At 67.3% G+C, this 20,159-nt stretch carries 20 protein-coding genes and 1 tRNA gene; 6 read left to right on the plus strand and 15 right to left on the minus strand.

Features of this window, described 5'->3' with window-relative positions; translation table 11 throughout:
- Positions 1–163: 163 nt before the first annotated feature.
- The 7 genes from ACQPXM_RS10300 to ACQPXM_RS10330 all read right to left on the minus strand — a co-directional run bounded on the left by ACQPXM_RS10300 (position 164) and on the right by ACQPXM_RS10330 (position 6,989).
- Positions 164–763, minus strand: a complete 600-nt coding sequence (locus ACQPXM_RS10300; protein WP_432947202.1) for a hypothetical protein — start codon at positions 761–763, stop codon at positions 164–166.
- A gap of 44 nt (positions 764–807) precedes the next feature.
- On the minus strand, positions 808–1,791 hold the full coding sequence (locus ACQPXM_RS10305) for a YihY/virulence factor BrkB family protein (RefSeq protein WP_432947204.1): 984 nt from the start codon (positions 1,789–1,791) through the stop codon (positions 808–810).
- A 55-nt stretch (positions 1,792–1,846) separates the two neighbouring features.
- A complete protein-coding gene (locus tag ACQPXM_RS10310) occupies positions 1,847–2,164 on the minus strand; it encodes a hypothetical protein (protein ID WP_432947206.1) in 318 nt (105 codons plus the stop codon).
- Positions 2,165–2,224: 60 nt separating this feature from the next.
- Complete coding sequence (locus ACQPXM_RS10315) at positions 2,225–3,472, minus strand: RNA polymerase sigma factor (protein ID WP_432947208.1); 1,248 nt, start codon at positions 3,470–3,472, stop codon at positions 2,225–2,227.
- Positions 3,469–3,825, minus strand: a complete 357-nt coding sequence (locus ACQPXM_RS10320) for a YciI family protein (protein WP_432947210.1) — start codon at positions 3,823–3,825, stop codon at positions 3,469–3,471. Before ACQPXM_RS10320 ends, ACQPXM_RS10315 begins: the two co-directional genes overlap by 4 nt.
- A 122-nt stretch (positions 3,826–3,947) precedes the next feature.
- On the minus strand, positions 3,948–5,333 hold the full coding sequence (locus ACQPXM_RS10325) for a sensor histidine kinase (RefSeq protein ID WP_432947211.1): 1,386 nt from the start codon (positions 5,331–5,333) through the stop codon (positions 3,948–3,950).
- A gap of 3 nt (positions 5,334–5,336) precedes the next feature.
- The gene (locus tag ACQPXM_RS10330; RefSeq protein ID WP_432947213.1) at positions 5,337–6,989 is read right to left on the minus strand and encodes an FAD-dependent oxidoreductase; all 1,653 of its coding nucleotides are present in this window, start codon (positions 6,987–6,989) and stop codon (positions 5,337–5,339) included.
- 214 nt (positions 6,990–7,203) lie between these two features.
- Between ACQPXM_RS10330 and ACQPXM_RS10335 the strand changes: the two genes are divergently transcribed.
- Together ACQPXM_RS10335 and ACQPXM_RS10340 are read left to right on the plus strand one after the other, a co-directional pair.
- Complete coding sequence (locus ACQPXM_RS10335) at positions 7,204–8,184, plus strand: serine hydrolase domain-containing protein (RefSeq protein WP_432947215.1); 981 nt, start codon at positions 7,204–7,206, stop codon at positions 8,182–8,184.
- 151 nt (positions 8,185–8,335) lie between these two features.
- Entirely contained in the window at positions 8,336–8,854 is a 519-nt protein-coding gene (locus tag ACQPXM_RS10340; protein ID WP_432947217.1) for a hypothetical protein, read from the plus strand.
- Positions 8,855–9,434: 580 nt separating this feature from the next.
- Here the strand turns inward: ACQPXM_RS10340 and ACQPXM_RS10345 are convergent.
- The 4 genes from ACQPXM_RS10345 to ACQPXM_RS10360 form a co-directional block, all read right to left on the minus strand.
- Entirely contained in the window at positions 9,435–10,571 is a 1,137-nt protein-coding gene (locus tag ACQPXM_RS10345; protein WP_432947219.1) for a methyltransferase domain-containing protein, read from the minus strand.
- Between the two features lie 4 nt (positions 10,572–10,575).
- On the minus strand, positions 10,576–11,523 hold the full coding sequence (gene tgmB / locus ACQPXM_RS10350) for an ATP-grasp ribosomal peptide maturase (RefSeq protein WP_432947221.1): 948 nt from the start codon (positions 11,521–11,523) through the stop codon (positions 10,576–10,578).
- Between the two features lie 2 nt (positions 11,524–11,525).
- Positions 11,526–11,756 carry a putative ATP-grasp-modified RiPP gene (gene tgmA / locus ACQPXM_RS10355; protein WP_432947223.1) on the minus strand — a complete coding sequence of 77 codons (231 nt, stop codon included), beginning with the start codon at positions 11,754–11,756 and terminating at the stop codon, positions 11,526–11,528.
- Between the two features lie 164 nt (positions 11,757–11,920).
- Complete coding sequence (locus ACQPXM_RS10360; RefSeq protein WP_432947224.1) at positions 11,921–12,193, minus strand: hypothetical protein; 273 nt, start codon at positions 12,191–12,193, stop codon at positions 11,921–11,923.
- 149 nt (positions 12,194–12,342) lie between these two features.
- Between ACQPXM_RS10360 and ACQPXM_RS10365 the strand changes: the two genes are divergently transcribed.
- Together ACQPXM_RS10365 and ACQPXM_RS10370 are read left to right on the plus strand one after the other, a co-directional pair.
- Entirely contained in the window at positions 12,343–13,590 is a 1,248-nt protein-coding gene (locus ACQPXM_RS10365) for a hypothetical protein (RefSeq protein WP_432947226.1), read from the plus strand.
- Positions 13,587–14,144 (plus strand): hypothetical protein, encoded by a 558-nt coding sequence (locus ACQPXM_RS10370; protein ID WP_432947228.1) that lies wholly within the window; start codon positions 13,587–13,589, stop codon positions 14,142–14,144. The genes ACQPXM_RS10365 and ACQPXM_RS10370 overlap by 4 nt, the downstream gene beginning before the upstream one ends.
- A 39-nt stretch (positions 14,145–14,183) precedes the next feature.
- Here ACQPXM_RS10370 and ACQPXM_RS10375 read toward each other — a convergent pair whose 3' ends face one another.
- Complete coding sequence (locus ACQPXM_RS10375; protein WP_432947230.1) at positions 14,184–15,779, minus strand: DHA2 family efflux MFS transporter permease subunit; 1,596 nt, start codon at positions 15,777–15,779, stop codon at positions 14,184–14,186.
- A 132-nt stretch (positions 15,780–15,911) separates the two neighbouring features.
- On the opposite strand from ACQPXM_RS10375, the gene ACQPXM_RS10380 reads away from it, so the two are divergent.
- Positions 15,912–16,388: a ribonuclease H family protein gene (locus tag ACQPXM_RS10380; protein WP_432947232.1), complete on the plus strand. Its 477-nt coding sequence runs from the start codon at positions 15,912–15,914 to the stop codon at positions 16,386–16,388.
- Between the two features lie 27 nt (positions 16,389–16,415).
- Complete coding sequence (locus ACQPXM_RS10385) at positions 16,416–17,318, plus strand: 1-aminocyclopropane-1-carboxylate deaminase/D-cysteine desulfhydrase (protein ID WP_432947234.1); 903 nt, start codon at positions 16,416–16,418, stop codon at positions 17,316–17,318.
- 128 nt (positions 17,319–17,446) lie between these two features.
- On the opposite strand, the gene ACQPXM_RS10390 is transcribed toward ACQPXM_RS10385, so the two are convergent.
- The 3 genes from ACQPXM_RS10390 to bcp form a co-directional block, all read right to left on the minus strand.
- Positions 17,447–17,527 (minus strand) — tRNA-Leu (locus ACQPXM_RS10390).
- A 42-nt stretch (positions 17,528–17,569) separates the two neighbouring features.
- Positions 17,570–19,201, minus strand: coding sequence for a VWA domain-containing protein (locus ACQPXM_RS10395; protein ID WP_432947236.1), 1,632 nt, complete (start codon positions 19,199–19,201; stop codon positions 17,570–17,572).
- 329 nt (positions 19,202–19,530) lie between these two features.
- Positions 19,531–19,998, minus strand: coding sequence for a thioredoxin-dependent thiol peroxidase (bcp, locus tag ACQPXM_RS10400; protein ID WP_432947238.1), 468 nt, complete (start codon positions 19,996–19,998; stop codon positions 19,531–19,533).
- Positions 19,999–20,159 lie beyond the last annotated feature (161 nt).

Consider the following 20,159-nt stretch of genomic DNA (forward strand, 5'->3'; position numbering starts at 1 on the left):
GCACCGACGCTGCTTACCCTGCCGCAACGACGCTGCTCACCCTTCAGTCCTGTGACCGAACCCCCCCGGGTTCCGGCGTACCGGCAGGCGCCCCCACGGCGTCCGCCTGAGCAGAGGCTATGCCCAGAACGTCACCTCGGCTAGACCTCGTGCACGGCCCAGCTCAGTCGCAGGTGTCGCAGATCCCGCTGGCCGGCGTCTGCAGGTTGCAGCGCGGGCACTTGTTGATCGGCCGCTCGGCGATCGCGGCCTTGCGGGCCCGGCCGCGGGCCGCGCTCAGCTTCGACGGCATCATCGGGCTGCCGCCGTCGGCCGGCAGACCGGCCGCCTGGAAGTGGCGGTAGACGGCGAGGCGCTCGTGCGAGGCATGGACGTCCGGGTCCGGGGGAGTGGTGCCCGTCGCCGCGCCCACGATCGCGGCGTACCCGTCGAAGACGCTCTCGTCGGCGTTGACGCACAACGCGGACAGCATCGGCTCGCCCCGCCGAAGGCTCTCGGCCGAGACCTCGGCGAGCACGCCGCCGATCCACTGCCGGGTCGGCTGCTTGGTGCGGATGCCGGTCAGCTCCTGGACGCCGGTCGCGATGTCCTTGTGCTGCACCAGCGCCTGGTACTTGCCGGCCGCGCGGAGCAACATCTCCCGCGCGGCGCCCGCCCACTCGGTCCGCGCGGTGGCGATCCCGACGTCGGACACGTCACGCCAAGCGCGTTCCTCGACATCGGACAGGTTCTGGTCTGGTGCGGCGACATCGGAAGTGGACACCTGAAGACCCTAACCGGGTCGGCTCCAGGCGCGAAAACCGCGCCTCAGCGGTCGTGGGATTCGAAGGTGACCTCGATCGTCTCAGCGGCCTTGTGGCGCTGGGCCTGGGCGTACATCGCGTAGGCACGATGGTCGGCCGGGGTCAGGTCGGTGGCCGAGTCGGTGAACAGCGCGAGCAACGAGCGCGGGTAGAGCCGGTGCACGATCACCGAGTTCAGCTCGGCGCCGATCACCGCGATCGTCGAGGCGCCGTAGATGAGCCCGATCAGCCCCAGGGTCAGCGCGAACACGCCGTTCACCTCGCTCGCCTTGGCCAGGACGTCGTTGACGTAGATGCCACCCAGCCGCTCGAGCAGATGCCAGCCGAGCGCGGTGAGGAACGCCCCCGGGACGATCTGCCGCAAGGGCGGCCGGGGCCTCGTCCCGGGCCGCAGGCAGAGCGTCAGCATGGCGGTCAGCACCAGCACCGAGCCGATCGAGACGAGCCACCCCATGTTGTCGGCGACCTGACCGGACAGTTTTCCCATGCTGCCGGCCAGAACGGTGAGCGTGGCGAAGCTGAGCACGGTGAGACCCGCCAGCGACAGCAGCGCCCCCGACCGCAGCCGCCCACGAAACGGATTGGGCCGCCTGTTCCGCGGCACACCCCAGGTCACGTTGACCGCGTTCTGCACCGCCTGCCCGAGCCCGATCACGCCGTACACCGCGGTGAGCGTACCGACGATCACCGCCGCCGTACTGCCCTGCAGGCCCTGCGGCGTCGCCAGCTGAGTCCCCACGATCGGGAACTCCTTGAGCGCCGACTCCAGCACCGCCCGCTGCAGATCCTCGTTGCCCTGCAGGACGAAGCCGAGCACCGACGAGGAGATCAGCAGCATCGGAAAGATCGCCACGAACGCGTAGTAGGTGACGATCACCGCGAGATAACTGCCCTGGTCGTCGAAGAACTTGTACACCACGGCGAGCGGGAACCCGAGTCTTCGGCGCCGTCGCTGGAGGGCGTCGAGCCGCTGTCCCAAGGTCTTCACGCACCAACCGTACGATCCCGGCGCCTCGCTGCCGCTCAGGGTTCGCGGCGCGGCATCACCAGGACCAGCCGCGGGAGGCCAGCTCCTGCTCCTCGAGCCAGCGCTTGTCCTCGCCGCGGGCCAGGTGCGCCGTCTCCGGTACGCCGGCCAGTCGGCACGCTTCGTCGAGCAGGTCGTCGTACGCGGCCTCGGCGGCCATCAACCGGTGAGCGCGCGCGTAGATCCGCGGCGCGGTCTCGATCCGCTGGATCTCGACCGCCAGCCGGCCGAGCCTGGTCTGCAGCCGTAGCGTCTCGAACGGATCAGCGACCGTGACGGTCCGCCGGCGGAACCGGCCCGCCAGCTGACACAGTGACGTCCGCAGCCACTCCATCGCCCTCACTCCCTGCGTCGAGATTACGACGAGCAGGCCGCCGAGGGCGAGAGCCTGTCGTCAACGCATTGCGTCGCGGACGGCGTCGAGGCGGGCGCCGAGGAAGCCGCGTTCAGCCGCGTTGCCCGCCAGGACAAGTGCTTCCTCGTACGCCGCCGCGGCCTCCGGCAGCCGGCCGAGTTGGCGCAGGAAGTCGGCGCGGATCGCGCTGAGGTAGTGGTAGACCGCCAGAGCGGGCTCCGCGGTGAGCGACTCCAGCGCCTGGAGGCCGGCCTCGGCTCCGTCGCGCATCCCGATGGCCACCGCCCGGTTGAGGTCGACGACGGGCGACGGCCAGGAGGCGCGCATGACGTCGTACAGCGCGATGATGGCGGACCAGTCGGTGTCCTGCCAGGAGGGCGCCTCCGCGTGCACGGCGGCCAGCGCGGCCTCGACCGCGTAGCGCGACGGCGCCGCGCGGCCGAGTGCGTCGGTGAGCGCGGCGACGCCTTCGGCGATCAGCTTGCGGTCCCAGCGGCTCCGGTCCTGCTCGGACAGCAGCAGCAGCCGTCCACCGTCGTCGACGCGGGTCGCCGAGCGGGCCTCGATGAGCAGCAAGAGCGCAAGCAGCGCACTGACCTCGGCCTCGCCCGGCATCAGCAACCGAAGCATCCGGGCCAGGCGGATCGCGCTGTCCACGAGATCCTGGCGAACCAGCTCTTCACCGGACGGAGCCGTGTGTCCGGTGGTGAAGATCAGGTGGGTGACCTCCAGGACGGCGTCCAGCCGGCCTGCGAGTTGGTCGTGCGCCGGTACCCGGTACGGGATCCGGGCCGTCGCGATCTTCTTCTTCGCCCGGGTGATCCGCGCGGCCATCGTCGGCTCCTGGACCAGGAAGGCGCGAGCGACTTCGCCGGTCGACAGGCCGCAGACCAGGCGCAATGTCAGCGCGACCTGGGCCTCACGCGACAGGGCCGGGTGGCAACAGGTGAACACCAGCCGGAGGCGGTCGTCCTCCAGGATGTCTTCCGGCCCGGGCGCTGATGCGTCCGGCACCAGGAGGGGCAGCGATCGGCGGGCCAGGTCCTCGCGGCGGAGGAAGTCCAGCGCGCGATTGCGGGCCACCGTCGTCAGCCACGCGCCCGGGCGGTCGGGGATCCCGGACTCCCGCCACGACCGGAGAGCCTGCGTGTACGCGTCTTGGGTGAACTCCTCCGCCAGATCCAGATCACGCGTCAGTTTGGCCGTGGCGGCCAGCACCTTGGCCCACTCCCGCCGATGGGCCGAGGCGACCGCCTGGGCCACGGCGCCGGCCGCCACGTCGGTCATCCGCGGTCGACCAGCGGCCGGATCTCCACGCCGCTGTGACCGGCATGGACCTCGTACAGGCCGGAGGCGAGCGCGATCACCCGGTCGAGATCCTCGGCCTCGAGCAGGTAGAACCCACCGAGCACCTCCTTCGCCTCCAGGAACGGACCGTCCGTGATCGCCACCTGACCGACGCCGCCGCTGCGCAGGCTGGTCGAGGTCTGCGAGGGTTCCAGCTCTCCCCCCGCCAGGATCGCGGGACCGGCCTTCGTGGCGAACTCCCGGTGCGCCTGGTCGAGTTCCGCCCGCTCCGCGGAGCTCATCGCCGCCCACTGCGCCTCGTCGCCGAAGATCAGCACCATGTACTTCGTCATCTCGATTCCGTCCACTCGTCGGGCCCGGGCTGGACCCACCTACTTCGACGACGAATCCGCCGGACCCGAAATCGACAGTGCCACATCGCCGGATGCCGGCCGGTCGCCGAAGAAGTGCGGGATCAGGATTTCTGGCGGACCGGGATCCGGACCCGCAGGGTCGTCTCGCCGGGGACCGAGCTGATCGTGATCGCGCCGTTATGGCGTTCGACGACGATGCGCTGGGCGATGTCCAGGCCGAGGCCGGTGCCCTTGCCGACGTCCTTGGTGGTGTAGAACGCCTCGAAGGCCCGGGCGGCAACCTCGGGCGGCATCCCCTCGCCGCTGTCGGTGATCTCGACGACGACCTCGTTGCCCTCGGCCCGGGTGCGGACGCGCAGGGTGCCGGAGCCGTTCATCGCGTCGACGGCGTTGTCGATCAGGTTGGTCCAGACCTGGTTGAGCTCACCGGTGTAGGCCTCGATCCGCGGCAGTTCGCCGTACTCGCGGATCACCTCGATCCCGTCGCGCAGCTTGTGACCGAGCATCACCAGCGTGTTCTCGAGGCCTTGCGTCACGTCGGTGGGCTGCAGCGACGCGCGATCCAGCTGCGAGTACGACCGGACGGCCCCGACCAGCTCGGAGATGCGCCGGGTCGACATCTTCACCTCCGACAGCAACGTGGTCGCGGCGAACGTGCTCGCCACCCACTCCAGGCCCGGCTCGAGATTGTCCTCGTCCAGGACGGCGGCCGCCCGCTCGCACCAGGCGACGTCGACGCCCGCCGCGGCCAGCGGCTGGGCGATCACCCAGTCCCGCTCGACCCCGCGGCGCCCGAGCCACGTGGCCAGCGCGTTCTCCTGGTCCGCGATGTCCAGCGGATCGAGGCCGATCGCGGCCGGCTGGATCTCGCGGCGGAGCTTGTCGAGCTCGGTCAGCTGCGGGGCCGAGATCTCGCCTTGGGCCAGCCGGTCCAGGGAGGAGATCAGCGTGTGGCAGACGGCGTCGAGCGCGTCCGCGGCCCGCGTCGCGGCGGCCGCGGGATTGTTGATCTCGTGGGCGAGGCCGGCGGCGAGGGTTCCGAGCGTCACCAGCGACTGGCGTTGCCGCGCGGTCGCCTCGATGGACCGTGCGGTTCCGTAGACGCCGTTGATCAGGTGGCTGCCCAGGGGGAACCAGGCGTCGGTGAGCGTACGCAGTACTGGTGCCGGCACCCGCAGTACCCGGCCCTCCTGCACACCGCGCCCTGATGCGAGATAGACGCCTCGCTCGTCCCAGGCCCGGAACCCGCCGGCCCAGCGGCCGGGCACGTCCAGCCGGCCGACCACCGTGTCCTCCCGGCCGACGTGCCTGGACAGCTCGATCGCGCCGTCGAGCAGCACCCACCAGTGGTCCGCGTGCTCGCCCTCGGTGAACAGCTTGACCCCGGGCTCGATCCGCACTTCGGTGCCGCCGTCGAGCAGTTCGCCCAGCTGCGCGTCACTCAGCCCGGCGAAGAGGCTGAGTTCACGCAGCTCGTCGACGTGCACGGCTCACACCGTCGCCAGGTAGCGATGCACGAGATAGACCGACATGGCGCCTTCGCCGACCGCGGAGGCGACCCGTTTCATCGAGTCGAGCCGTACGTCGCCGGCCGCGAACACGCCGGGCACGCTCGACTCGAGCGCAAAAGGGGCCCTAGGCAACCGCCAGGCCTGGTCGTGGGCGAGCAGCTCCTGACCGGTCACCACGAATCCCTTGGCGTCGCGCACGACAGCGGGGCCGAGCCACTCGGTCCGCGGCGAGGCGCCGACGAAAACGAACAACCAGCTCGTCGGCAGTTCCTCGGTGCGACCGGTGGTGCGGTCGGCCACGGTGATCGCCTCGAGGTGCCCGTTGCCACGGCAGGCCGTCACCTGACTACCGCAGCGCACCTGGATGTTGGCGGTGGCCGCGATCTTGTCGATCAGGTACCGCGACATCGTGACTTCGAGCGAACTGCCCCGGACGATCAGCACGACCTTCCTCGCGTAGCGGGCCAGGTTGAGCGCGGCCTGGCCCGCCGAGTTGGCGCCGCCGACGAGATAGACGTCGTCGCCCTCGCACTGGCTCGCCTCACTCGCGCTCACGCCGTAGTACACGCCGCGGCCGGTGAGCTCGGCGAGTCCGTCCGCTTCGAGCCGGCGGTACGAAACCCCGGTGGCCACGATCACCGCGCGAGCCTCGATCTCGCCCGCGCCCTCGACCAGGACGGCGTGCACCGGCCCTCGGGTCTCGAAGCCGACGACCGAGCGCGCCAGCACCATCTCCGCCCCGAACCGCGACACCTGCGCGACCGCCCGCTGCGCCAGATCGGAGCCGGTCAGGCCCTTGGGGAAGCCGAGGTAGTTCTCGATCGCCGCGCTCTGCCCGGCCTGTCCACCCGGCGCCTCACGCTCGACGATCACCGTGCTCAATCCCTCGGACGCCGCGTACACCGCGGCCGCCAGACCGGCGGGTCCACCGCCGACGATGCACACGTCGTACAGGGGCTGCTGGGCGGTGGTCCGGAGCCCGAGCGCTCCCGCGAGATCGAGCGTCGACGGCGAGCGGAGGGTGTCACCGTCGGGGATCAGCACCAGCGGAAGATCCGTCGCCTGCGCCTCGGCCAATTGCGTCAGCCGCTGGGCCTCGGCGTCGCGCTCCACGTCGTACCAGCGGTAGGGCACGTAGTTGCGCGCGAGAAACGTCTTGATCTCGTGGCTGCGGTCGGACCACCGATTGCCGACCACCCGGACGTCGGACGTGTGATCCGGATTCGCCTGCCGCCAGTCGTCGAGCAACCCCTCGATCACCGGGTACAACCGCTCCTCGGGCGGATCCCAGGGCTTGAGCAGGTAGTAGTCCAGCCCGATGTCGTTGATCGCCTTGATCGCGACGTCGGTGTCGGCGTACGCGGTGAGCAACAGGTACTTCGCTCCCGGCGCGTGGACCTGCGCCTGCTCGAGCATCTCGATCCCGGTCATCTCCGGCATCCGCTGGTCGGCCGCGATCAGCGCCACCGGCTGATTACGCAACGCCAGCTTCGTCAGCACGGCAAGGGCCTGCGCCCCCGAGTTCGCCCGCACCACGAGGTAGTCGTCGCCGTACCGATTCCGCAGATCCCGGGAGATCGCGGCCGACACCATGGGATCGTCGTCGACGGTCAGAATGGTGGGTTTGCTCATGTGGTTTCCCCCCGAGAGCCAGGGTAATCATCCCGGCGACCTTCGGAAAGGTCCCAGCCGTCGACGCGGAACGGGGTGTTCGGGGAGTTGTTGTCCGAGGCACCTACTGGAGCCCTGACGGTGACCGTCCGGTCGTTGCCGGTGACACGCGGTGGCTGACGTCCTCGCGGGAAAACGAGTTCGGCAGCACCGCGGGCTGGGCTAGTCTGCGGCCATGGGGCAGGGGGACATCGACGAGATCGCCAACCGGACCGGGTTCTCCGGTGTGGTCTGGATCGACCGGGCCGGTCAGATCGAGTTCGCCAAGGCGTACGGGCTGGCCAACCGCGCCTACGCCGTTCCCAACACCCTCGACACCAGATTCGGTATCGCCAGCGGCAGCAAGGGTTTCACCGCTCTGGCGGTTTTTTCACTGGTGCGGGAGGGTGTGCTCGACCTCAGCACCACCGCCCGATCCCTGCTCGGCAACGATCTCCCGCTGATCGCGGACGACGTGACCGTCGAACATCTCCTCACCCACACCTCGGGCATCGGCGACTACCTGGACGAAGAGGCCGACTCCGAGATCACCGACTACTTCGTCGGCGCGGCGCACGAACTGACGACCACCGAGGCGTTCCTGCCGTTGCTGGACGGGCATCCCACCAAGTTCCGGGCCGGTGAGCGGTTCTCCTACTGCAACGGCGGTTTCGTGGTCCTCGCCCTGCTGGCGGAGCGGGCCGGCGGCATCGGCTATCACGACCTGGTCCGGGAACGAGTACTCCGCCCCGCCGGAATGACCAGAACCGAGTTCCTTCGCTCCGACGAGCTACCGGCTGACGTGGCCGTGGGTTACCTGCCGTTGGACGGCAAGGATCGCTCCAACGTCTTCCACCTCCCGGTGCTGGCCAACGGTGACGGCGGCATCCACACCACCGCCGCCGACATCTCCACCTTCTGGCGCGCGCTGTTCGCCGGCGACATCGTGGATCACGTCGAAGAGGTCGTCCGCCCACGCTGCGACGTACCGGACCAATCAAGACGCTACGGCCTCGGCTTCTGGCTGCACGAGACCACCGACACGGCAATGCTCGTCGGCTACGACGCCGGCGCGTCGTTCCAGTCCACCCACGATCCTCGTACGGGCACCACCCGGACGGTCCTGTCGAACACGTCCCCCGGAGCTTGGCCGATCGCCCGCGCGCTCATGTCCTGAAGAACGGTTCCTGGGAACAGTATCCGAGGAGGCACACGCCGTAACCACACGGCTGGTCCTTGACGTCGATCCCATGGGCGCGCGAGCGCAGAGCAGCCGGCTGCCGCTCCTCTTCTGAGCGGGCATGCGATCATCCGGTCCTGTGCCTACCATGACCGAGCTGTTGACCACAGCATCAGTTGCAGCCGCCGTCACGCTAGTGATCGAGTACAGCGCCAAGCCCCACCTTGAGGCCCGGAAGGAACGGATCTTGGAGCGCGAGCGGTCGAAGCGCAAAACGGCTCAACTTCTTCTCGAAGTTAGTCAGATCGCGGGGCAGCTCGGGCGTCGCGACGAGATCACAAGGGACACCGAGGTACGGCGGAAGTTGGCCCAGCACAACACACACTTGCGTGAGCGTCTCGTGCAGATCAGCGACGACCTAGTCCTGCTGGCTCCCGCATTCGCGGTTCAGTTGCCGGAGCCGGTGGCGAAGTCTCTGGGGTTGGCGATGGGCCACATCAAAGGAGCAGCGCAATCGTCAAAGCTTAACGCCGAGGTAGCCGCTGAGCTCGCTGCTGTCACAGGTCCGGTAGCTGACTACCTCGCGTCCTACAGATTCATCTCCAAGGTCCTAGCACTCCATCGAGTCAGGCAGATATCGAGGGCGGAACTTCAAAGCGCCGATTGAGGCGGTCGGGACCATCGATCGTTCACGACTTCCCTGTATGAACCGCGGAGTCGCGCAACTGTCGTCCGGGGAATGACAGACTCCATGGAGCCTCCGCTCGCGATCGACGCCAGGTATCTCGGTGGCCCTCTCGACGGTCTTATGTTCTCCACGCAGACGATTGGCCACCTGCCTTGCGGTAAAGGTCATGGTTGTTTTGAGCGACCGCAAACGCGGGGAGGAGCGGCAGCACGAATATCACCTGGTCGCCACGGGACGCAGAAGATGCAGTACCACGGCGAGCTTGGAGAGCAGTCAATAAGTTCGTCTACGCGTACCTCAAGGCCTCTCGGAGGATTGCGTTCGCGTGCCGATATCGGTGACATGGCGCTGGAACTTGATGACACGCCTCGAATGCCAGATGTGTGCCGGGTCTCGGTCTTCAGTTTGGTCGGTGGCAGGCGCATCGAGCTGTCTGGCTTGGCCTGACAGTCCAGTGCGCAGGAAGGTGTCCGCAGCCAAAGGACGGTCAGCAGATCACGGCGCTGGTCGTTCGACGCTTACGCACTCGGCAAGGACAAGGAGTGTGGTCGGCAGTTGGTCAGAGCTCGAGTGTCCAGGTGCCGTCGGGGCTGGTGAGGGTGTGTCGGTCGGCGCCGAGTTCGACGGTCATGCCGTGGAGGGGGAAGTGGCCGGCGGCAGTCCACCTGGCTTGGACGCGTTCCAAGTCGTCCCACAGGCGGCGTGGTCCGCTTTGGTGGACGGTCATTGTTTCGCTGTCGGCGCGTGCCCAGGATCCGTCGGTGGCTAGCAGCCATAGGAGTTGACTGCCGTCATCGCGGGTTGCGGAACGGTTCTCGACGTCGGGGGTGTCGAGTTCGTACAGACAGCGCAGTTCCCAGTCCTCCCACAGATCAGGCAGGGTGCCGGTCAGTTGGCGGGTCTCGGTGCCTGGCTGGTCGCGGGCGGCGTCATACACGTTGTCGAGGCGAGCTGGATAGTCCGTTTCGCGTCGGGTGCGCATGAAGGTTGCCGATTCTGGTTGTACGCGTCCGCGGGCTACTCCGTCGGCGTGTTTCTGGGCGCTGATCAGGAGTGAAGTGCCGATGATTGTGGTGACGATCATCCCGCCGGGGCGGAGAGCCTCCAGCCAGGCCGGCGGGATTGGACGGACGGAGACGGTCGCGATGATGCGGTCGTAGTCGGCGTCTGGTAGGGATCTGGTGGCGTCCGCGACCTCGAGGTGTGGTTGTCGACCGAAGGCGGCGAGGCGTTCGCGGGCGGCGTCGACGAGGTAGGGGTCTACGTCGATGCTGGTCACCTGCTGGCCGCCGAGGCGATGTGCGAGCAGGGCGGCGGAATAGCCGGAGCCGGTGCCGACGTCGAGCACCCGATCCTGCTTGCCGGGGTTGAGCAGGTGGAGCATGCGCACGATCAACCCGGGCAGGGTTGAGGACGACGTCGGGAGACCCGTTGGACGATCGGATAAGTCTGCACGGTCGGCGTGGAGTGATCCCACGCGGGTCACCAGCGTCTCGTCGGCGTAGGTCTCCGCCCACGGCTGGTCCGGCTGGGGCGTGCGGAGTCCCCAGGCGAACGGATAGCTGTCGGGAATCGGCTCCCACCACCTCGGCACCAGTTGGTGCCGAGGTGTGGAGCTGACCGAGTCGTGCCACTCCGGTGCCGCTGCCGTTATCTCTTCGGCGAGCTTGCGAGCGGCGTCGGTCCAGTCAGTCACGGAGTCAATCGTCCTTTCCTTGGAGGGCATCGGCCATTGCTTCAATCATCGGTACGCCGGCCTTGACAGCGAGCCAATGCCACTGACCATTCGGGTTCACTTCGAAGAACACCCATCGGCCATCCGGGGTCACGGCGAAGTCGAGCGCGCCGAAGTACAAGCCGAGTTCGTCCATCAGCAACCGGACACCTTGCGCCACCTCAAGCGGGAGTTCGATCGGACCATAGGTGAGGGACGGGTAGTCCGTTCTCCAGTCCAGTCTGGCAGCCGCACTTCCGGCATAGATCGCGACTGGGAACATCCGCTTCCCGATCACAGTCAGGCGCACTTCGCAGTCCTTGGGAACTCGCTCCTGAAACAGGTGTGCGGTGCCAGCGACGCTCGCGTCGATCTCGTTGGCACCGAGCACAGTGGTCGGCAAGTATCGGTGACGTCGTTCCGCGGTGAGTACGCCGCCGCTGAGGCCCTTGTAGATGACCTCATCGGCACCGATGAAGTCGCGGGCGTGTTCAGGATCCGAGGTGATGATCGTCTGGGGCACTCCGAGTCCGGCGCGGGCAGCCACCGCAAGCTGAACCGGCTTGTAGTTGGCAGCAGAGTCCTTCGCCGGATGATTGATCCATCGCACCGGCAGCGACCCAAGCACGCCGAGAACTCCGACGCGCGCCTCAGACACTGCGAACGCTCGTGCCTCGTCCGACCAGTCGCTGGGCACGTTGAATTCGGCGGGTCGGCGCCACCACACAGCACTGACAGCTCTGAGGTCGACCGACCGATCAGCGATCAACTGCCCGTCCCAGCCTTGCGCCCCAAGGGTGGCAGCTACACGGGACGACTGGGGGAAGTCGGACGTGTCGTAGCGGACGACCGACGCATTCCGCCTGGTCAGCTCCTCGATGACGGCGTCAGCGGTCAGGTCGTCGCGGCCCGTCAACACCAGGACGGTGCCCATGATCAGTAGTTGTCGGTGGAGTTGTCCGATCCGGGGCGCTGGCCGTCGGGGATCGGCGTCTCGGTGTTCGTCTCCGGCAGAGCTGCGGCGATGGCGTGGTACGGGTTGCCGGTCGCAGACACGTTCAGTTGAAGGTTGGCGCTGTAGGTCATCGGCAGTTCCATCGGGGTCGTGTCTGGCCCGGACGTCAGGTGACGGACACCGAACGGAACTGCGCTCGTCTCGCTGCTCATGGTGAATCTCCACTTCTGGTGCGGGTTTGGAACGGTCGACCCAGGACGGACTCGCTATCTCGTCCCGCGCCGGCCGGCTTCTGGGTTGCGGCTCGATCAAGTGCTCGCCCAGCCACTGCTGCACGCGACAGACTTCCTGCTCGGCCATCGAACTGACCGGTGACTCAGGCTGGGCGCTCAGGGTCGAGCCACCGGACGACGGTGGAACCGTTGTGACCGTGTACTGCGAGGAGGATGTCCAGGCCGTAGTCCCAGACGACTGTGGTGGCCCACTTTCCGCGCCACCGCAACGCCACAGTCCCGTCCGACCACTCGACGCCCTCCGCGACATCGCCGGTGCCGCTGACTCCAGTCACGTCGACGGTGCGGCGGAGTACGAATCGGCGTGGGCACGCAATGTCTGAGGCTGAGCGGTCGAGCTGTGCGTCGACTTCCATGCGAGTTCCCTTCGAGGTCCTTGATCTCCATCGAAGGGCCTATGACTGCGGAACGTAAGGAAATCGTCGCAAGCTGTCGATGCGGTTGAACCGGAAATTTCCGGGCAGAACGCTGTCGGCCGGTGACTCGCCGTACATATCGTTGGGCTGTGGAGGGAAACCAGGTCCTGAAGGCGCGCATGGCCGAGATCGGCTTGACCCAGGCCGAGCTGGCCGAAGCGGTCAACGCAGACCTTCGGCGCGCCGGCTACGGAGGCACCGTCAGCGATCGAACGGTGCGGAACTGGCTGACCGGGAAGACTCGGTGGCCACATCACCGCCAGCGCGATGCACTCTCCGCAGTCTTCAGTAGTCCGATCACGGATCTCGGATTCGTCGCTCCGGCCGAGCCGGTGCCTGTTCCGCGGCGCAGGTTCATCGGCGCCTCCGCGGCTACTGTCATGGTTGCCGCCGGGGCATCGCAGCGCGCTGCGATGCCCCGGGTCGGCGCTGGTGACGTCGAGCGCCTGCTGTCCAAATTCGCGCTGATCGTCGCGAGCGACCATCAGTACGGCGGAAAGCTCACCATCGAGACCCAGGCATCCGCGCTCGCGGGCGAGGCCCTGGCACTGCAGGCACGGGGGACTGCGAGTCAGCGAATCCGAAGCGCTCTCTACGGCTGTGCGGCCTCGTTCACTTCGAGTGCCATGTGGGCGGCGATCGACGGTCGCCGGTTCGATACCGCGCAACGACATTTCGATCGCGCAGCAGGTCTGGCCACGATGTCAGGCGATCCAGCGATCCAATTCAGAATCTGGTCGCACGCCGGCAGCCTCTACCGCCACATGGCCAGGCCTGTCGACGCGTTGTCCGCCAACGATGTTGCGCGCCGGTTGCCGATTGCGCGACGAGATCCGATGTTCGCGTCCCTCGGTCATGCGAGACATGCCGCGATACTTGGGCAAACCGGCGATCACCGCGCCGTACGTCAGGCCGTTGCCCATGCCGAAGAAGCTCTGGCCAGATCAGAACCCAGCGAGGAGCGACCGGTGTGGTTGAAGGCCTTCTACGACCAGGCAGAGCTGGAGAATCTTGCTCTCGCCGGCTACTTGGCGCTAGGCGACTACGAGGTGGCTGAAGGCCACGCTCATCGAAGCCTCGCACTTCTGCGGCCCGGCATGTGGCGTACGCGATCGATAACGACTGCACGATTGGCCAAGGCTCAGCTCGGTCAGGGCGATATCGAGGAAGCGGTCGCAACTGCGATGTCGATACCGATCGAGCCGACCGGTCTGCATCCGCGGATCAACTCGATGCTTCAAGACTTCGGTACCACTCTGCGGATCGCTGCGCCATCCAGCCACCCGGCGACCGCCTGGGACCATTACGAACACGACTCGCTGAGGAAGCTTCTGTGACCCCTAACGGTATTGCCCTGCGCCACTCCACCGTGATCGACGACGTGTGGAGCACGTTGATCGAGGTGTATGCCGACGTCCGTGCCGACCAACTTCATCTTCCGCACTACTCGGTCGAGCGCTTCGGCGAACAGCTTGCTCGGCACGCATTGGATCCCGGTTGGGAAGCTGTCATCGGCTACGACGCGGCGGAGCCGGTGGGGTTTGCGTATGCGAACAGCCTCACGCCCGATGACCGTTGGTGGCGCCGGATGACCACCCCTCTTCCCGGGGGATGCACCGAGACGCCGACTGTGGCGGTGAAGGAGATCATGCTGCGCAAGCCGTGGCGAGGGCAGGGGATCGCTCGGCTGATCCACGACGAGCTCCTCCGCGATCGTCCCGAGACGCAGGTCTCGTTGCTGGTCAACGCGTTGAACGGCGATGGGAAGGTCAAGGCGCTCTACGAATCCTGGGGTTATGAGCCGATCAGTACGCAGCAACCGTCCGTCGACGGCCCGATCCTGACCGCCATGCTCAGGCGAACTCGACCAGATCGGCTGAGGTCGCCATAAGCCCGCTCTGCGTAGCTTCAACGTTGGTGTTCGAGGAACTCAGTCGACCACCGCAGGTGGCGCGCCCTCGTCGATGGGGCGGGCCTGGGGGCGCCGACGGGGGAGCATCAGCGCCGGTATGAGGGTGAGGGTCACCAGCACCCAGGCGACCCAGTAGGTGTGCGAGAACGCGGAGGCAGCGTCGACCAGCCCGCGCGCGATGGCTGCCGGATCGATGTTCAGCGGGGCGATGCTCTCCGGCTGGGTGTTGGACAGGATGGCGGCCTGCGTCTCGCGGAGCCCGTCGCCCAGACCGGGAACCTGGGTGCCGGGAATGATCGGCGAGTCGTTGAGCTGGTTGGTGAGCACGACCGACATCGTCGCGACGCCGCACGACGAGGCGATCTGCTGGCTGATGTTGAGCAGCGTCGAGCCGCGCGCGACCTGGGCGCCGGACAGGGTCCGCAGCGCCGTGGTGAACAGCGGCATCATCGTCGCGCCCATCCCGAAGCCCATCACGACCAGCATCGCGATCAGCAGCGGGTACGGCGTGGTCGCGGTGACCTGGGTCAGGCCGAACATGCCCACGACGATCAGCGCCAGGCCGACGGGCACGATCCGGCCCACCGGGATCTTGTCGACCAGTCGTCCGGCGATCGGCATCGTCACCATGGCGCCGAGCCCCTGCGGCGCCACCAGCAGACCCGCGTGCAAGGTGGACTCGCCGCGGATCTGCTGGAAGTACGTCGGTACCAGCAGCAGCCCACCGAAGAACGCCGCGGCGAACAGGAACATCGTGATGATCGAGATGGTCAGGTTGCGATCGCGGAACAGCCGCAGATCGAGCAGCGGGTGCTCCGGCCGGAAGGAGTGCCAGACGAAGGCCGCCATCAGCAGTACGCCGGCCAGCATCGAGACCCACACCCGCGGCGCACCGAAGTCGCCGTTCTCGGCGGGCAGCGAGGAGACGCCGAAGAGGAACAGCGCGAGGCCGGGCGACATCAGCGCCACCCCGAGGAAGTCGAACGACTCCGACCGCTCCGCGTGGTCCGGGGTCAGCGCGAACCAGGCGTAGACCAGCGCGATCGCGCCCAGCGGCACGTTGATCAAGAAGATCCAGTGCCAGCTCGCCACCTCGATCAGCCAGCCGCCGAGGATCGGTCCGAGGATCGGGCCGAGCAGCATCGGCACGCCGAGGATCGCCATCAACCGGCCCATCCGGTGCGGCCCGGCGGCCCGCGTCATGATCGTCATACCGAGCGGCATCAGCATGCCGCCGCCGAGGCCCTGCAGGACGCGGAACGCGATCAGCATGTCGATACTCGTCGCGGTCGCGCACAGCGCCGACCCGGCGGTGAACAGGAAGATCGCGGCCATGTAGAGCCGCTTGGTGCCGAACCGGTCGGCCGCCCACCCGGTCAGCGGGATCACGGTCGCGAGCGCGAGCGTGTACGCCGTGACGGTCCAGGCCACGGTCGAGTAGGCAACCGGATTGTCGGGCGTGCCGAACTCGTCCTGGAACGTCGGCAGGGCGACGTTGACCACGGTGATGTCGAGGATCGACATGATCGCACCCAGCACGACGACACCCGCGATTTTCAGCACGGCGGCGTCGATGTGGTCGGGATAAGCGGACTGCTCGGCAGGCTGGCTCACGGTCTGTCCTCTCGGCACGCAGCACGTCCGTGCCGACATTACGCTCGTCCCCTGGCCTCGACGAGCACTATTTTCTTCGCGCCCTCGGTGCGCGACCAGGTCCGTCCAACAGCGGTGAACTAGTGTTCTCGGATGCCTCCAGCCACCGCCCGCCGTCCCCGCCCGGCCGACATGCCAGTCCCCGCCGGCGCACGCAGCGTCTTCACCGACGGCGCCTGCTCAGTCAACCCCGGCCCCGGAGGCTGGGCTTGGGCGCTGTCGACCACCGAGTACGCCGCCGGCCACGAAGCCGCGTCGACCAACCAACGCATGGAGATCCGCGCCGCCCTGGAAGCCGCCCGAACCAACGAGGGCCCCCTCCTGATCGTCTCGGACTCGACGTACGTCGTGAACTGCTTCCGCGACAGCTGGCACACCGGCTGGCTGGACCGAGGCTGGCTCACCTCAGCCAAGAAGCCAGTCGCCAACCGAGACCTCTGGGAACCGTTGGTCGACCTGGTGACAACCCGCGGCAACATCGCCTTCCAATGGATCAAAGGCCACTCAGGCCACGAAATGAACGACTTCGTCGACCGCCTCGCCGTCGCCGCCTGCTTCCCGGAGCGCTGATCCCGCGGCAGCTGACATGCTGGATCGATGAAGGACGTCGAACTCCAGGTGCCATCTCCCCTGGAGACGTTGGCGGACGACAGGCTCGGAGCGGCCGGTGTTCGCGTACTTCTCAAGCGAGACGACCTGATTCACCCCGAGTTGCCAGGAAACAAATGGCGGAAGCTCAAGTACAACCTGGTGGCTGCTCGAGCGGGCGGGTACGAGACGCTGCTGACCTTCGGGGGCGCCTACTCGAACCACATCCGGGCGACGGCCGCAGCTGGGTACTACGGCGGGTTCCGAACCATCGGGGTGATCCGCGGCGAGCCGCACGATCCGCTCAACCCGTCCCTGGCCTATGCGGTTTCGCGCGGTATGCGCCTGACCTACCTGGATCGTGGGACCTATCGGGACAAAGGCTCGGCGACGGTTCTCGAAAAGCTGCGGCAGGAGTTCGGGGAGTTCTATCTACTCCCTGAGGGCGGCAGCAATGCCGAGGCGGTGCGTGGGTGCGCCGAACTGCCGGCCGAGATCGCTGAAGACTTCGATGCCATCCTGTGCGCGGTCGGGACCGGCGGGACGCTTGCCGGAATCGCGTCCGGCCTGGGGAACGGCCAGCGGGCAATTGGGGTGCCGGCGCTCAAGGGTGCCCAGTTCTTGGAGAACGAGGTTGCCGAGCTCCAGCGGCAGACGTTCGGCTCGTCGACCGCCAACTGGACGCTGGACTACGCCCATCACTACGGTGGATACGCCAAACGGACCGCGGAACTGGACGAGTTCATCGCCGACTTCGAGCAGCGACACGGACTGCGGTTGGACTGGGTGTACGTCGCCAAGATGATGGCGGCGCTCTTCGACGCGATCGGGCGAGGTGAGATCGCGCGGGGGTCAACTGTCGTTGCGGTGATCAGCGGGTCTGAACAGCCCAAGCAGACCTCAAGCTGGTAGGCGACCTCAGCCACAGGCCACCCAACTGTATTCTCTTTGTTTTATGTATTTCCGGTCTTGCTGCTTTGGTTCTTGTAGTTTGCTTTTTTGGTTCGAGTTTTTGTTGCTCGATTGGCTTTGCCGTTGGGTGCCAGAGGCGGGACTTGAACCCGCACGCCCGAAGGCACCGGCACCTAAAGCCGGCGTGTCTGCCGTTCCACCACTCTGGCTGGGGTTGCTCCCCAGGAGGTCATCCTAGGGAGCAACCGGTGTCAGCGGTTCTGCAGGGCGTCGATGAAGACGTCCTGGAGGTCGGTGGGGTTGCGGGCCACGTAGCTCTGACCGCCCGTCGCCTGAGCCAGGCGCTTGAGTTCGGTCTCGTCGGCGTCCGGGCCGATGCCCAGCGCGATGATCCGGACCGGGCGGGCCGGGTCCTTCAGGGTTTCGAGGGCCCGTAGGGCGGCGTCGAGGCTCATGCTGCCGGGGTCGTCGTTCTTGCCGTCGGTGAACAGCAGCACGGTGTTGACGGCGCCGGAGTTGTACTGGGTGCGGACCTCGCGCACGGCCGCGATCGCCGTGTCGTACAGGCCGGTGCCGCCGCCGACGCGGGCCGACTGGGCGGTCAGCTGGGACAGCATCTGCTGCCGGTGGCCCGGGGTGAGCTTGCCGATCGGGACCAGCTTCTTGAAGTCCGCCGCTTCCGGGCCGATCTTCGTCGAGAACACCCACAGGCCCAGTTCGGCCGAGTCCGGGAACAGCCTGAGGCCGTTGCTGGCGGCTTCGATGGTCAGCTGCATCCGGGTCTTGTTGCTGCCGGGGACCTTTTCGGCCATCGAGCCGGAGACGTCGATGACGGCCAGCGAGTGGGCCGACAGCGACAGCGTCGTCCAGCTCTGCAGGACCTTGCCGATGGCGGCGGCGGTCGGCTTGGTCAGCTGGGTGATGTCGCCGACGCCGCGGCCTTCGCCCAGCGGGCTCATCAGCGGGTCGCGGAAGCCGGCGTCGTCGCGGGACTGGCCGACGGCGTCGGACAGCATCTCCGCGGCCAGCGCCTGGCCGGCGTCGGTGATCGCCTCGGTGTTGTTCTTGGCGGTGACCACGACCGGGTAGTCGAGCAGCAGGGTCCCGGTCCGCGGCACGATCGCCTTCAGCGGCGCGGTGGGGTGCTCGTCCTGGTACTTGACGAACGCCTGCTCCGACATCGGTACGACGACCGGGCTGTTGTCCGCCGACGCCTTGCTCAGCGGCCCGCTGTACTCGGTGTACTGCTTGGCCATCGAGCCGAGCCGCTGTGCGAGCGGAACCAGCACCTTGGCGACCTGGCTGTTCGAGGCCGAGGTCTTGGCCCGCTCGGACTGGATCGCGAGCAGCGCGAGCGCGCCGGACGACGACTTCAGGGGATCGAGCAGGGCCGGCTGGGTGTCGGCGAAGATTCCGAGCCACGACGAGGTGTTCGCGAAGTTCTCGGTCCGGCCGACCAGGACCAGCGGGGAGCTGGCCAGCGACGGGACCGCGACGGTGGGGATCGACTCGCCGTCGTCGGCGCGGCTCACCCACAGCGAGGAGTCCGGCACCCACAGGTCGGGCCGGCTGTCGCCGCCACCGGACAGTTCCTGGGCGACCGACGCGGACTGCGCGGCGGTGACGGTGAACTGCAGACAGGGGTTGCCGTCCTCGCCACCCTTGGCCATCAACGCCTTGGTCGCCTGGTCCAGCTGAGGCTGGAACTCCGGCGTGGTGCTGAGCTTGACCTGAGTCGGCTCGTCACACTTGCTACTCAGCAAACCGTCGGCGCCGGACTCGGATCCGAAGGAGCGGACCACGAACACGGCACCCAGCGAGAGCACCAAGAGACCGACAGCGGTCAGGTACACCGGTCGTCGGTTGTTGTTACTTCGCGTCACCGCAGAGGAATGTTTTCCCATCGCGGCAGGTCCCTCCCTCCCAGAGGCAGACTGCGCGCGAAGATTACCCGGTTTGCACTGGTCAGGGCCAAGGTCGCCGGGCACCGTGACCGCACCGGAACCTGGTCGTCACCGAACGCGGGACGCCCTGGCAGTACGGCTACTCCTGCGTCAGGCCTGAAAACTCACGCTGGGTAGCGGCGGGACAACGATCAGCTTCGACTGTCGTGTGATCCAGATCACACGAATGATTTGCTCAAACGACCGTTCCATGGACCGGCACCATGAAATCTTCGAAGGTTTTCCTTCGCCCGGCCGATCGACCTGTCTCAGAGACCGAGATCGCGGCGCAGTTTGGCGACGTGCCCGGTGGCCTTCACGTTGTACTGCGCGACCGCGATCTTGCCCTCGCCGTCGATCACGAAGGTCGACCGGATCACCCCGGTCACCTTCTTGCCGTACATCGTCTTCTCCCCGAACGCCCCGTACGACGTCAGTACTTCCTTGTCCGGGTCGCTCAGCAGCGGGAACGTCACGCCGTCGCGGTCCCGGAACTTCTGCAGCTTGGCCGGCTTGTCCGGCGAGATCCCGAGCACGGTGTACCCGGCGGCGGCCAGCGAGTCGAGCGAGTCGCGGAAGTCGCAGGCCTGCTTGGTGCAGCCCGGGGTCATCGCGGCCGGGTAGAAGTACACGATCACGTTCTTGCCGCGCAGTTCGCGCAGCGACACCTCGTTGCCGTCGGCGTCGGGCAGGGTGAACTCCGGTGCGGCGTCGCCGACCGAGAGGCGCTCGGACATGACTGTGTCCTTCCCACAACGCTGACCAACACGTGCCCGGACGGGCGAGCCCGAGCCTGACCGGGTGATTGTCCGACATTCTGCCGTACGACGTCCGCCGCGTCGCAAGGGGCTCCTGTGACCGGTGTGACGCGGCGAGGGGACTTGCGCGCCGTGCCGGG

Source organism: Kribbella sp. CA-253562 (genome assembly GCF_050942265.1).
Taxonomy (GTDB): Bacteria; Actinomycetota; Actinomycetes; order Propionibacteriales; family Kribbellaceae; genus Kribbella.